The following is a 14,504-nucleotide window of genomic DNA, read 5'->3' as shown; positions in this document are numbered from 1 at the left end:
TGCTACCACTCGATATCTGTTGATGGCAAACTAAAATAGCCGATCGTTGGCAGCGCGTTCTTGCTAAGAAAATGTCACAATATACATAATTATTTATAACGGTTTAATTAAAACTTTAGATTTGAACTTACACTTTGGGCTGGAAATGTAATGAACCCTACCACAGATTATTTAACATTTGAATTCAAAAAAAGCGTGCAACCATTAAATTCCGGAATTCCCAGTTCGGCTTACCTGCACGTACCTTTTTGTCGCCGCCGCTGTTACTACTGCGATTTTCCGGTTTTTGTGGTGGGCGATCGCAAAAATGGCGAAAATTCCGGCACCATCGTCCAATACGTTGCCGCCCTGTGTCAAGAAATTCAAGCTACTGAAAATTTAGGCGCATCTCTGAAAACAGTTTTTTTTGGCGGCGGCACGCCTTCGCTGCTTTCTGTCAGTCAGTTGAGCCAGATTTTAGAGGCTGTTGACAGCAAATTTGGGATTGCTGCTGGGGCGGAAATTTCTATAGAAATTGACCCGGGAACGTTTACTTTACAACAGTTGCGGGGATATGCAGCGGCGGGAGTAAATCGAGTTAGTTTGGGAGCGCAAGCTTTTCAGGATGAATTGCTGCAAGCTTGCGGGCGATCGCACTCGGTAGCAGAAATTTTTGAAGCAGTAGAAATAGTGCGATCGGCTGGGATTGTCAATTTCAGTTTAGATTTAATTTCGGGACTGCCGCACCAAACTTTAGCACAGTGGGAAACTTCCCTAAAATCGGCGGTGGAAATTGCCCCGACTCACCTGTCGAGTTACGACTTAATTGTGGAACAGGGAACTGCTTTCGGGCGCTACTTTGAAGCAGGCGCGCAGCCATTACCAGCCGATGAAACCGCTGCTGCTATGTACCGTTTGGCGCGATCGATTTTGACCGATGCCGGTTACGAACATTACGAGATTTCTAATTATGCTCGGCCCGGCTATCAGTGCCGCCACAACAGCGTTTATTGGGAAAATCGCCCTTATTACGGTTTGGGAATGGGGGCGGCGAGTTACGTGCAAGGGCGGAGGGTGACAAGGCCTCGCAAAACTCAGGAATATTATCAGTGGGTGCGAAATCTTTCTCCCGTTATTTCTGCTGCTACCCCAAAGCTGGAGGGGGAAACTCAGCCGGATATTGAGCCAGAAACCGAGCAAAATTTTCAAGTCTCAGAAAATGATGTTTTGTTAGAAACGCTGATGCTGGGTTTGCGTTTAGCAGCAGGAGTTAGCCTGTCGGTGCTGACTCAAAAGTTTACTCAGCAAACGGTTGATAAAATTTGGGATTGTTTGCAGCCTTACTTGCGGCTTCGATGGGTGGAAATTGTGACTGACGCTGGGGCGATTCCCTACGGGATAGCTCCGCTTCACGCCACTTTGGGCGAAGGCGCGAAACTGCCGCTCTCGGGAAATTTAAGGTTGAGCGATCCTGAAGGTTTTTTATTTTCCAATACAATTTTAGCCGATTTGTTCAGCAAGTTAGGCGAGGATAATTAGCTCTGTCTAAGGAAGTACATTCGTAGGCAAGCCGATCGGCACTAAAGCCGAGACCGCCAATTCGACTGGAAGCAAATTAAATCGCTCCCTAGCTTTATACGGTCAAAAAGGATATGTTTTATATCGATCCTAAAGAAAAGTTAAAAAGCAAACTAAGCCTTAAGATAGACGCACCGACTGAAATCCGGCTGTCATACTTGAGAGTGACGATTTAAAAAATATCTTGATGGAAACTCTGACTCTCGAACGCAACAATATTCACAGCAAACCCAATCTGGTAATTAGCGAGCGCGGCTGCAATCCTACTTCTAAATGTAAATTTTGCGGTCACTACAAGATGCAAAGAGGTGCAGTGGGTCACTGTCAATTGTTGAGCGCACCTGTGCGGGGAGGATGGAAATCTTGCACTTTATCAATGCCGGCTTTTGCACCTTCTTGGGAATACGCGGAAGGCGCCAATGTTTCCTCTGGGGCATTTATTAATTAACCAAAATAATGTAGAAAAAATTTGCTTTTAACTGGCGATATGCTATATTAAGCTTAGGCCAGTCGTCGATGGATCGCACAATTTCACAAACAACTTAAAAACATGAATTTGACAATGAATGAGGTAATTTCTGAACGTGATACGCGCATTTTGTGTTGGTATCTCAATACGACTAACAAAGTGCAAATTGCTCGGATTACAAATATTCCTAATTGGTATTTTGAGCGGACGGTGTTTCCGGGGGAACGTTTTTTGTTTGAAGCATTGCCACAAGCTCAGTTGGAAGTTTGCAGGAGTGTGGAAACGGGTGCTATTGTGTGCGAGCGAATTTTGTGCGATCGGCTGCGGGTTGAAGAGTTAAGCACGGCTGATTGAAAATAATTCCCCAGACTTACCAACGAGGAAGAGAAACCCGGTTTTTTTGAGAAACCGGGTTTTTCGGTGTGATTAAGCTGTTGCGTATTTAAATTGTATATTTCGGGCGGGCTAGAAGCCCACCCCACAAGAATTTCAATAAAATAAGTGGGGTGGGCATCCTGCCCGCCCGAAAAGTTAAATTTAAATGCAGACCAGCTTATAAGCTAAATTATATAAAATCAACCACTGTTCAATCTTAAAACCCGATGTCCCTCACCGAACAAATCCTCTCCCAAGTGCCGGGAGATGCCCTTGGAGGCCTGCGAAAGGTCGATCGACTCTGGGAAAACCTCAAACAAAACACTGCACCAACAGCCGCAGCCGTCAACCACAGCCAACAACCCCTAGAAACCCTCGACTTCGACATAGTTATCAGCGGCGGAACCCTCGGAATCTTAATCGGTACAGCCTTAGCCGTGCGGGGTTGGCGAGTAGCCTTACTCGAACGCGGCATCCTGCGGGGGCGCGAACAAGAATGGAATATTTCTCGCAAAGAATTAGACGCCTTCTTAGAACTAAAATTGCTGACGGCTGCTGAGATAGACAAAGCAATAGCCACCGAATACAACCCAGCCCGCATCAGCTTTACCAACACCCCCGACATTTGGGTGCGCGACGTACTCAACATCGGAATCGATCCAGTTTACCTCCTCGAAACCCTCAAACAAAAATTCATTCAATCTGGAGGCAAACTATTTGAAAACACACCATTTAAAACAGCAACAATTCACCCCAACGGAGTTATCGTAGAATCCGAAAATACCGAAAACAATTTATTTAAAACTCGATTATTATTAGATGCAATGGGACATTTTTCGCCGATAGTGCGCCAAGCAAGACAAGGCAAAAAACCCGACGCCGTATGTTTAGTAGTCGGCAGTTGCGCCCAAGGATACCCCAAAAACGAGACTGGCGATATATTTGCATCCTTCACCCCAATGCAAAATCAGTGCCAATACTTTTGGGAAGCATTTCCCGCCAGAGACGGGCGCACCACTTACTTATTTACCTACATCGACGCCGACACAGAAAGATTCAGTTTAGAAACATTATTTGAAGATTATTTGCGCTTGCTGCCCCAATATCAAAACATCGAACTCGAACAGTTAAAATTCCGAAGAGCACTCTACGGTTTTTTTCCCTGCTATCGCCAAAGTCCTTTAAAAACCGGTTGGAATCGGATACTCCCAGTCGGAGACAGCAGCGGCAGCCAATCGCCCCTCAGCTTCGGCGGTTTCGGCGCCATGGTGCGCCACCTCAAACGCTTGACTCTGGGAATTGACGAAGCTTTAACTAGCGAAAGTTTAGACAAAAATTCCCTGGCACTTTTGCAACCGTACCAGCCGAATCTATCTGTCACCTGGTTGTTTCAGCGTTCGATGAGTGCTGCGATGAATCAGAAATTAGACCCCGATCAAATCAATCAACTTTTGGCTGCGGTGTTTCAGGTAATGGAAGAGTTGGGAGAACCAGTCCTCAAACCGTTTCTTCAGGATATTGTGCTGTTTCCGGCTTTGTCAAAAACTTTGTTTAAAACAGCAATTAGCCATCCGGGATTAGTCATGAAAATTATCCCGCAGGTGGGAATAGCTAATTTGCTGGATTGGATGGTTCATTATGTGAATTTAGGAATTTATACGGGATTGCAGCCGTTGGGGAAAGCGGTAGAATCGCAGGTTAAAAAATTAGCGCCTGAACAGCAATACTATATTCACCGATTAGCTGAAGCGTGGCAATACGGCGCTGGAGGCGATTATTAATTCTCGGTAATTTGGTTCGTAGTAATGACTTTAGTCCGGTCTTTTTTCTGAGGAATAAAGTCCTCACTACAAACTTATATAGCCTTTCGAGCTCTCATATGAGGTACTATCCAGCATAGGGCTATGGGCATAGGGCTATGGGCTATCCTCACTTTTTTGAGAACCGCTATAATAGTTATTTTACTTTATGCAGGAGCGATAACTGCCAAAGCTTGGGGAATCACTCGGAATTTTGCAGGTGTGTGAGTGGTGATTTCGCCGTCAGTATTAATCCGACGGCGTTTGCTAGTATATACCTCAATTTCTTGAGCGTGCAAGGCGCGAACGTTTGGCCAACTGCTATGATTTCCTTGCCTCATAGCGGGCAGCAAAGCAATGATTTCCCACCAGCTTTTTGTTTCCAAACTGTACAAATCTAGTCGCCTGTCGTCGATTGTGGCATCTTCGGCGACTGTCATGCCACCGCCGTAATAGCGGCCGTTTCCAATGGCGATTTGAATAGTTTTAACATGAAAAGATTCGTTATTTACCTTAATTTCTGCTCTGAATGGTCGCGATTCCAAAATTGTTTGCAAAGCAGTAAAAGCATAAGCTAACACTCCCCAGCGCTGCTTCACATCTTTAGTCAACCGCTGGGTAATTTCCACGCTCAATCCCAAACTCGCCACATTAAAAAAATGCTGACCGTTTACCCAACCCAAGTCTATGAGCCGAACTTTTCCGCTGGCAATTACTTGACAAGCGGCGGCTAAATCTGTCGGAATTTCCAGGGTGCGGGCTAAATCGTTAGCAGTTCCCATGGGCAAAATACCCAAGGGCAATTTCGTGTCAATCAAACCTTCTATGGCGCAGTTGAGTGTGCCGTCGCCGCCGCCGATAATGACTAATTCGACTTGATTTTTGTGGTACCGAATTGTGTCTGAAAGTTCGTCGGCATGGTTTGTAGATTCTACAATTAACTTAAAACCCAGTGCTTGCAATTCTACCGTGGCTTGGGATAATAGCTTTTGCCCTTTTCGGGAGTGCTGGTTTACTAAAAACAGAGCTTTTTTCATGTGGTAATGGGGGAAAAAGTTAATTGGTAATGGGTAATTGGTAATGGGGAAAAAGGTGATTGGTAATTAACAATATTACAGGTAGATGACTTAAGTGCATGAATTTAATGCTTTAATTACATTTTACCACAGGTGATGGATTGACAATTATCTAAAATAATTCATAATTGTAGCAAAAGATTGCTGAAAAGTATCTCGCATTCTCTGCTAGCTGTCATCTACCTTCTTGAAGCTAAATTAAAATTATGTCTAATATTTTAGAACAAGCCCAAGCCGCTGCCGATCGCCAAAACTGGTCTCTTTTAGTCGAATGCTTGCAGCAAGTGACAGCCAACCGCAGTCAGCAGCCGGAAGAACAGATTTTAGAGCAAGCTGTCAGTTTAGCAATACAAGCCTTGGAATGGGGGGATTTTCAAGACCGCTGGGAAATTGCTAAAGTATTGCCTAATCTGGGAGATGGCGCGATCGCACCTTTAATCGCCTTGCTCGAAGACGAAGACGCAGACACAGAGCCCCGGTGGTTTGCAGCCCGCATTCTCGGAAAGTTCGATTGCCCGGAAGTGATGCAAGCTTTAGTAAAATTGGTCAACAATTCCGATGAAGAATTGAGCCAAATCGCGGCAGAAACCCTAGCCAATTTCGGCCCGAGGGCCATAGAATCCCTCGCAAATCTCCTACAGCAGCAAGACTCGCGACAGTTTGCAACAGCAGCCCTCGCCCAAATTCGGCGCCCGGAAATTATCGCACCGCTGTTGAGCGTAGTCACAGACTCTCAAGTTGCGGTGCGCGCGCACGCAATCGAGGCGCTGAGCAGCTTTCACGACGACTCCCGCATCCCGCCGATACTGATCGCAGCACTCACAGATCCGGCGACAGCAGTCAGAAAAGAAGCTGTGCGAGCTCTGGGAGTGCGCGCTTATTTAGATGCAGAATTAGATTTAGTTAATTTGCTCAAACCTTTGCTTTGGGATATCCGTTTAGAAGTTTGTCAGGAATCTGCGATCGCTCTTGGGCGATTGAAAACCGATGCGGCGGCGGCGGCTTTATTTGAATTGCTGCGATCGCCCGCAACTCCCGTAGAATTGCAAATCGAAACCGTGCGCGCCCTGATCTGGAGCGAAACCGCAGTCGCTTTAGAATATTTGCAAACAGCGCTGATCGGGCGATCGGCTGTCAACGCAGAACCGGGCGAATTGACAAATACTCATCCAGTGCTAACTGCTGACGAAAATTTGCAATATCATAACATTAATTCTGTTGTTTGTCAAGAGATTGTCACTGTTTTAGGGCGAGTGGAAAAGCCGGAATTAAAAACCAAAGCTGCTGAAATTGCGATCGATTTGCTAGAGGGCAATCATCCCGCCGTGCAGTCGGCCCAAATCAAACAATCTTTAGCTTTAGCGTTAGGACAATTAGGAGATATCAGAGCGCTAGATGTGTTGATTCAACTGTTAGCATACGGCGACAATAGTGTCAGGCTGCACTGCACGGCAGCGCTCAAACGGCTGGGTGGGGGCGGGGTGCGGCAGCAATTAGAAAGTTTAGTCAAGCAAGAAAGTCTCGAACCAAGATTGAAACAGGGAATTGCGAGATCCCTGCAAGAATGGCAGGACAATTAAGAGAAGACGGCGAATGGAATTCGCGCCTACACAAACGATGTCCGGATGGTGCGCGGACTAAGAGAAAATAACGTAATTTTAACCGGACACTCTTCAACCCGCGCACCATCCGGGTTTTGTATGTGTAGACGCGGTTTCAACCGCCGTCTGATCTTTATCAGGGAATTGCGATCGCCCTGCAAGAATGGTAGGAGAATTAAGAAAAGCAGAATTAAGAAAAGACGGCGAATGGAATTCGCGCCTACACAAACGATGTCCGGATGGTGCGCGGACTAAGAGAGGATAACGTAATTTCAACCGGACACTCTTGAACCCGCGGAGACGGGTTTTGTATGTGTAGACGCGGTTTCAACCGCCGTTTGATCTACGTTTATATAAAATTTACCTCGTTTATATAAAATTTACCTCTGTTCAATCGGCAATCGCACTCCGAAAGTCGAGCCGAGTCCTATGCCGGCACTTTCTGCCCAGACAGTGCCGCCGTGCAGTTCCACGAGATGGCGGACGATCGCCAATCCGAGTCCCAGCCCGCCGTAATTGCGCGTAGAACTGCTATCAGCTTGGCGGAAGCGATCGAACACAAACGGCAAAAACTCCTTGCTGATGCCAATTCCCGTATCGCTGACGGCGATCGCCACAGAGTGAACCGGAGACAGAGACAACATGGCACTACCAGCCGATCGCGATTCCCCATCCTCCGAGAGCCTGATTTCCACGCGACCTCCGGGCGGCGTAAACTTAATCGCATTCGAGACCAAATTCCACACCACCTGCTGCAAACGAGTAGCATCGCCCCTCAAGGCGCTCACCCCTTCGCCGCCAACAATCGCCAATTCAACTCCCCGAGTTTCAGCATCTGGGGCGAGGGCCTTGACGGCGGTTTCTACAATCCGCACCAAATCCACCGGGCACAGCTTCAAACAAACTTTACCGCTCACAATCCGGGAAACGTCCAGCAAATCCTCAATCATCTGAGTCTGCAACCGCCCGTTGCGCTCGATAGTCTCCAAAGCCACAGCCGTTTTTTCGGCGCTCAACTTGCGCTGCCGCAGCATCTGAGCCCAGCCCACCACCGCGTTTAGAGGCGTCCGCAACTCGTGAGAAAGCGTTGCCAAAAACTCGTCTTTAATCCGGTTGGCTTCGGCTGCTTCCCGGTAGAGCCGCGCATTGTCGATCGCCACCGCCGCATCCCGCGCCAAATCCGAGAGCAAAACCAAATCGCCCTGCCCACAGCGGCGGCCAGACTCCCCGTACAGCAGCGAAATCGCTCCCAGCGTCCGCCCGCGAGCGATCAGCGGCACGCAGATTGCCGATAGCGGGGCCTGGGAGCGCAGCACTTCCAGCAGTTCCTTGTCCGGTACAACGGCCTCGATCGCCCAATTCGGTATTTCTGGGTAGAGCTTCGACTCCCCAGTCCGCAGCACCTTGGCGACTCCGTGGCGTCCGTGGGGGTCTACGGGCAAGCGGCGGTCGATTTGCCACAGCAGAGCGACTTTGCTCGGATCTGAGTGAGCAACTGCTTGCAAGCCGATCGAGCCGTCGGCCTCGATTAAATGCACGCAGCACCAATCTCCCAGTCCCGGCACTGCTAAATCTGCCAAACCTTGCAGCGCCTCCTGGTAATCCAGGGAAGCCGACGACAGCAAAGCCAAAGCTCGGGCGCGGAAATAGGCTGTTTGGGCCGATCGCTGGCGATCGTCAATATCAGTACAAGTGCCGAACCACTTGAGGATTTTCCCCTCAGCGTCCCGCACGGGCATTGCCCGCCCCAAATGCCAGCGGTAAGCCCCGTCAGATGCGCGTTTAAAGCGGTATTCCACCTCGTAAGTCTCCCCCGTCTGCACCGAGTAATTCCAGCGTTCTAGGCAATTTTCCACGTCATCTGGATGCAAAATTGGCTGCCACCCCCAGCCTTGAGTTTCTTCTAGGGTCAAGCCGGTATATTCAAACCAGCGCTGGTTGTAGTAGTCGAGCCAGCCGTCTGCTCTGGCAGTCCAAACTATTTGCGGGATGGCTTCAGCCAGGACGCGGTAAATCTGTTCGCTGGCTTCGGCTTCGTGGCGGGCGGCCTGTTCCCGCGCCAAAGCCTGATTCCGCTGTTCTTCGGCTGCTTTGCGATCGCTGATGTCGCTGATCGCGCCGATCCATCTCCACGGATTGCCTTGAGAGTCAAGCACTGCTTTGCCTCGATCGATCCAGTAGAGCAAGCCGCCGCCCTGACACTGCACGCGGTATTCCTGAAAAAATGGAGCGGCAGAACTGTCTGGCGCGCTCAAATACCGATCGACCGCGGCCTGGACTCGATATCGGTCGATCGGGTGCAAGATAGTGTTCCAAGCTGCTCTCGTCCTCGGAAATCCGCCTTTTTCGTACTCCAAAAGTTCGTCAATGTGACCGAACCACAGCACGATACCGGTCTCGATATCCCATTCGTAAATCAAATCGCTGGCACTTTCTGCCGCAATCCGAAACCGCTCTTCAGACTGTCGCAGCACTTCCATAACATTAAAGCCTTCCGTCACGTCCAAAACCAGAGACAGCACCGATATCAACTGTCCCGAATCGCTGTAAAAAGCCGAATTGTACCACTCGCAATGTACCAGCGCACCCGACTTATCATAATTGCTATTGCGAACTACATTGCACCGAGTTTGTTGGTTTTTTAAACTACAAATAGCCGATTCTACATCTTCAACATCGCCGTCACCAATAAAATTCCACTCGCTATAATGCTTGCCTAAAACTTCTGTTGCCTTCCACCCAAAAATCTTCTCAGCAGCCGGCGACCACCCGCTGATGCGACACTTTTCATCCCACTCAATCACCGCTAGGGGCGTATTTTCAAAATGAAAAGTGAGTTTTTGTAGTGCGTCGCGCAGGGATGCTTCTACTTGCTTGCGCCCAGTAACATCGCTAAAAGAAATAGCAATGCCGTCGCCCAATTTAACTGTCATAATCCGAAACCAGCCGACAAGGCCTTCGCTGTTGTAAGAAATCTCGGTATCGAGGGGAATTCCTGTTTCTACAACTTGCACATAACGGTCGAACAAACCGCTATCTTGATGACCAGGCATTACTTGCAGCAATCGCTTGCCGATTAATTCGCCCGGGGTGCTCTGTTGGATTTTTGCCGCTGCGGGATTGACGTATTCCCATTCAAAATCCACAATTGTGTCGCCATCACGAATGCTGCGGAACACGTTAAATCCGTCTAGGGATAATTCCTGAAAAGCGCGAAAGCGTTCTTCGCTGGCTTGCAGTTTGTTGGCAGTTTCCAGCAATAATTCCTCGACTCCCTCGCGCTGCGCTGTTTCTGCTAGCAATTGCTGGTTAATTGGCTGGAGTTCGGTGGCGGGGGATGCGGCTGGGTGTTTAATGGCAGAGCTGGCTTGCGGTCGATCGACCTTTTCAGTTTCCAGCCCTGTATTTGCTGCTAATTGTGTCGCCCCAGGCGCAGCGAACAATTGAGAAATCGAAGGCATGATTTCCGCTACAGCCCAGACAGAAATGACAGCGGTAACGGCAGCGAGGAAACTTGAGAGTCCGTAGCTGGGATATACCAACATCCAAACTTGCATCAGGTGAGTTGTGCCGCTGCAAAAAAACCAGGCGCCCAACAGGATAAAAGCCTTGCTCACAGGCACGGAGCGCTGTTTCACGGCAAAGTAGATCAGCATCGCTGGAATTGAGCAATCAGCCAAGGCAATTAACAAATCGCTAAGTGCGTGCAGTCCCATCCACTGCGGTGGCCAGTCTTCAAATCCACCTTGGGGAATAAAATTGTGGTTAAATGACATAATCTTAAGAAATTGCAGCATTTCGGCTTTCCTGTGCGATCGTTCCTACTTGCACTTGTGTTGCTGACCCGCTCATTCCTAGTTTATACACAAAAAAACCCAAAACATAGAAACCGCCCTGACGGTTAGGACGTTTTCAATTGCTGGAACCCTTGCGGAAGATTGCTTCTTTCTTGTTCTTTTTCTTCTTCCGACTGCCTTCTTCGTTATTTTTACATCGAGCGAAGTATTTCATGCCTTCTTTCGACTGCCATCGGACTTATTTTTACATCGAGCGAAGTCTTTCATGCCTTCTTCCGACTTCTATCGGACTTATTGCTTCTTTCATGCTGCATAAAGTAGGAAATTAAATCCTATTTATTAAGGTAATAAAATAGAGAGACAAGACCGAAAATTAACGCCAGCCAGCCAGCGATTACCACTGTAAATTTGATTCAAGCCGGTGACAAGCTGGCCAAGTTGGAGCAACTCATCTGGATTGAATCAGGTTTTTGCTAAAATTGCAGATTCATAAATATATTCAAAATATGAGAAGAGAGCTCTAGTTTGACCATCAGAAATCCTGCCGATCGCAAATTGATTCCTACAGCCAAGCATCCCTGCGTCTCGCCCGGGAATCAAAACTAATCTGTACTGTATCAAAGTCTACTAAATTATTCTAATAAATCGGTTAATGTCTCTGATGATCTCCCAGTAAAATTTCTCAAACCATCTCGAATTAAACATCCATGCGCTTAGAGCAGCTTCAAGCATTTCTTTCAGTTGCTGAAACTGGTAGCTTTCAGCAAGCGGCCCGAAAGTGCGGCGTTACCCAATCGACTATTAGCCGTCAAGTGCAGGGACTTGAAGCGGAAGTGGGTTTGTCGCTGTTTCACCGCACCGCCCACGCCAAGCTGACTGTGGGAGGGGAACGCCTGTTACCTCACGCTCGCAAAATCTGTCAGACTTGGCGAAATGCTGCTGAAGAATTGGGAGACTTGCTGGCGGGAAAGCAGCCGGAACTTTGCGTGGCTGCGATTCACTCGGTTTGCGCTGCTTATTTGCCGCCTGTGCTGCAAAAGTTTTGCCGCGACTATCCTGAAGTGCAGTTGCGGGTGACTTCTCTGGGGAGCGATCGAGCTCTGAAAGTTCTCAAAGATGGTTTGGTGGACATCGCAGTGGTTATGAACAACCGCTATTTTACTCAAGCCCCGGAAATGTTGGTTGAGGTGCTCTACAATGAGCCGATCGAGGTTTTGATGGCGGCGAATCATCCCCTTGCCCAGTACGATCGAGTACCTTGGCCGGAATTGATTTGTTACCCGCAAGTGGTGTTTAAGGACGGTTACGGAATGCAGCGGATGGTGCAAGAGCAATTTGGACGCATGGGTGCTAAACTTCATGCTGTTTTGGAACTCAACACTCTCGATGCTTTTCGGGGTGTGGTGCGCCAGGGAGAATTGATTGCTTTGCTGCCGCATTCAGCTTTGATGGATGCTGCGGGCGATCGCACTTTAGCAATTCGGTCGATCGCTCTTGAGCGCGCAAATTCCAAGGTTTCGGCGATCGGTCAATTGGCGGCCGATCCGACTTGGACTCGCGAAGTTGTGTTAGTGACAACTCACGATCGAATGCAAATTCCGCCCATCGCCCATTTCTGCCAATTAGTACGCGAATTTGTGCCACCATTTGATGTTATCAAGCTAGGAAAATCAGGGAATTAATTCGCGAGTTATCATGTTTGTCAGTTGACTGTTGACTGTTGTCTGTTGTCTGTTGACTGTTGTCTGTTCTCTTTCTAATAACAAATAACAAATAACAAATAACAAATAACAAATAACAAATAACAAATAACCAATCCCCAATCCCCAATTCCCAACTACAAAAATTATGAGTGACGCATTTAGAGAATTGCTGCGAAAAATTGGCAGCGGAGTACACACAGGAGAAAACTTAACTCGATCGCAAGCAGCAGCAGCCACGCGGATGATGCTGCTGGGAGAAGCAACACCGGCTCAAATCGGAGCTTTCATGATTTCCCACCGCATCAAACGGCCCACCGGCGAAGAATTAGCCGGAATGCTCGATGCTTATGAAGAATTGGGGCCGATGCTTGCCCCTCCAAACCGAGAACAAGGGTTTGCCGTTTCTAGCGTCGCCGTGTTTGGCGTGGCTTACGACGGGCGATCGCGCACCGCTCCAATTAGCCCCATAACCGCCCTAATTTTAGCCGCCTCTGGCGTCCCCGCCCTCATGCACGGGGGCGATACCATGCCAACCAAAGAAGGCATTCCCCTGATAGAAATTTGGCGCGGTTTGGGAGTTGACTGGAGAAAACTTAATTTAGAAAAAGTCCAGCAAGTTTTTGACAGTACCGGTTTAGGTTTTGTTTACCTTCCCAAGCATTTTCCTCAAGCAGCCGCTTTAGTGCCCTACCGCCGCGAAATCGGCAAACGGCCGCCTTTTGCGACAATGGAGTTGATGTGGTGTCCCTGCGCCGGCGACGTTAACGTCATCTCTGGCTACGTGCACCCGCCGACAGAAGGTATGTTTCAAACAGCCTTTGAGTTGCGGGGAGTCAAAAATTATACCACAGTCAAAGGATTGGAGGGAAGCTGCGACTTGCCGCGCGATCGAACTGCGATTATCGGCGTTGCTAAGCCGGATACGGAGTTTGAGCGAGTGCTTTTATCCCACGGAGATTACGGTTTTAGCAGCACAAATCCCGCCTTTGAATCAGCATCTGAGTTATTGAAACAAATGCAAGAAGTGTTGCTAGGAAAACCCTCGGAATTGATGCAATCTGCTATCTGGAACGGCGGATTTTATCTGTGGCGCAGCGGAGTTTGTTTGGACATGGACTCGGGTTTAATTGAGGCGGAAAGCTTATTAAGCAGCGGTGAAGTCGTGCAAAAACTTGAAGAACTTAGCAAAGCCGTTAGTGCTTTGATTTGAAGATAACTAATCAGGTGTGGTGCCTATCGTCTACTCTAAATAGAGTAGATTGAGAATCAGGTTCGCCAACTCTTAACCTCGCACTTCTGACCAATGACCAATCACCAATGATTAATGAAATTTGACTATCAACTATCAACTGTCAACTATCAACTATCAACTATCAACTGTCAACTGTCAACTGTCAACTGTCAACTGTCAACTGACTAATGACTAACCATAAAATTGCTGTAATTGTGCTCGCAGGCGGTCAAAGTTCGCGGATGGGTAGGGATAAAGCTCTGCTGGAAATTGAGGGTAAAAGCCTGTTGCAGCGGGCGTTGGATGTTGCAGCAGTTGTTACGCCACAAGTGTATGTTTTGACTGCTTGGCCCGATCGCTATCGATCGACCATAACCCAACAATCCCAATTTCTGGTAGAGTACAATCCGGGCTCCGGGCCCTTAGTCGCATTGACTCAAGGATTGACAGAAATTGTCGCCGACTGGATTTTACTCTTAGCTTGCGATTTGCCCTTGTTAGATGCCCAGATTATCCAGAATTGGGCGAGTCAGCTAACAGCGTTTCCCCCATCTACCTTAGCAGTTGTGCCCTATCAAAATTCGCGCTGGGAGCCTTTGTGCGGCTTCTATCGCCAACAATCCCTGGCCAATTTGCAAAGTTTTATTGACCAAGGGGGACGTTCCTTTCAAGAGTGGTTAAATCAAATAGCGGCAATCCCTCTACCAGTCGGGAAAAAAGAAGCACTAATGTTATCTAATTGCAATACACTAGAAGAGTTTGAGCAATTAAAATCGGTAATTGGCAAGTGCTAACTGGTAATTGGTAATTATTCCATATTCCATCTGACATCCGTTAAATCCGTTAAATAATCCGTTGCCGAACTGACATCCGTTAAATCCGTTAAATAATCCGTT

Annotated in this window: 10 protein-coding genes; 8 read left to right on the top strand and 2 right to left on the bottom strand. The window is 48.1% G+C overall.

From position 1 onward, the window contains the following. The first annotated feature begins 150 nt into the window (after positions 1 to 150). The 4 genes from hemW to QUB68_RS26830 all read left to right on the top strand — a co-directional run bounded on the left by hemW (position 151) and on the right by QUB68_RS26830 (position 4,182). Complete coding sequence (gene hemW, locus QUB68_RS26845; protein ID WP_332997980.1) at positions 151 to 1,518, top strand: radical SAM family heme chaperone HemW; 1,368 nt, start codon at positions 151 to 153, stop codon at positions 1,516 to 1,518. Positions 1,519 to 1,744: 226 nt separating this feature from the next. Continuing rightward, positions 1,745 to 2,005, top strand: coding sequence for a hypothetical protein (locus QUB68_RS26840; protein ID WP_332997979.1), 261 nt, complete (start codon positions 1,745 to 1,747; stop codon positions 2,003 to 2,005). A 102-nt stretch (positions 2,006 to 2,107) separates the two neighbouring features. Continuing rightward, positions 2,108 to 2,380, top strand: a complete 273-nt coding sequence (locus tag QUB68_RS26835) for a DUF1830 domain-containing protein (RefSeq protein ID WP_332997978.1) — start codon at positions 2,108 to 2,110, stop codon at positions 2,378 to 2,380. Positions 2,381 to 2,628: 248 nt separating this feature from the next. Next, positions 2,629 to 4,182, top strand: coding sequence for an FAD-dependent oxidoreductase (locus QUB68_RS26830; RefSeq protein ID WP_332997976.1), 1,554 nt, complete (start codon positions 2,629 to 2,631; stop codon positions 4,180 to 4,182). 185 nt (positions 4,183 to 4,367) lie between these two features. On the opposite strand, the gene QUB68_RS26825 is transcribed toward QUB68_RS26830, so the two are convergent. Continuing rightward, entirely contained in the window at positions 4,368 to 5,237 is an 870-nt protein-coding gene (locus QUB68_RS26825) for a lipid kinase (protein WP_332997974.1), read from the bottom strand. A gap of 245 nt (positions 5,238 to 5,482) precedes the next feature. Between QUB68_RS26825 and QUB68_RS26820 the strand changes: the two genes are divergently transcribed. Continuing rightward, positions 5,483 to 6,856 (top strand): HEAT repeat domain-containing protein, encoded by a 1,374-nt coding sequence (locus QUB68_RS26820; RefSeq protein WP_332997973.1) that lies wholly within the window; start codon positions 5,483 to 5,485, stop codon positions 6,854 to 6,856. Positions 6,857 to 7,257: 401 nt separating this feature from the next. On the opposite strand, the gene QUB68_RS26815 is transcribed toward QUB68_RS26820, so the two are convergent. Beyond that, positions 7,258 to 10,653, bottom strand: coding sequence for a sensor histidine kinase (locus QUB68_RS26815; protein WP_332997972.1), 3,396 nt, complete (start codon positions 10,651 to 10,653; stop codon positions 7,258 to 7,260). A 728-nt stretch (positions 10,654 to 11,381) separates the two neighbouring features. On the opposite strand from QUB68_RS26815, the gene QUB68_RS26810 reads away from it, so the two are divergent. The 3 genes from QUB68_RS26810 (at position 11,382) to QUB68_RS26800 (ending at position 14,402) form a co-directional block, all read left to right on the top strand. Then, entirely contained in the window at positions 11,382 to 12,356 is a 975-nt protein-coding gene (locus QUB68_RS26810; protein WP_332997970.1) for a LysR family transcriptional regulator, read from the top strand. Between the two features lie 166 nt (positions 12,357 to 12,522). Next, positions 12,523 to 13,587 (top strand): anthranilate phosphoribosyltransferase family protein, encoded by a 1,065-nt coding sequence (locus QUB68_RS26805; RefSeq protein ID WP_332997969.1) that lies wholly within the window; start codon positions 12,523 to 12,525, stop codon positions 13,585 to 13,587. Between the two features lie 209 nt (positions 13,588 to 13,796). Further along, positions 13,797 to 14,402, top strand: coding sequence for a molybdenum cofactor guanylyltransferase (locus QUB68_RS26800; protein WP_332997968.1), 606 nt, complete (start codon positions 13,797 to 13,799; stop codon positions 14,400 to 14,402). The last annotated feature ends 102 nt before the right edge of the window (positions 14,403 to 14,504 follow it).

It is taken from the genome of Microcoleus sp. A006_D1, from assembly GCF_036702805.1.
Taxonomy (GTDB): Bacteria; Cyanobacteriota; Cyanobacteriia; order Cyanobacteriales; family Microcoleaceae; genus Microcoleus.
The sequence above is the reverse complement of the archived record's forward strand: the minus strand, read 5'-3'. Positions and strand labels throughout refer to the sequence as shown.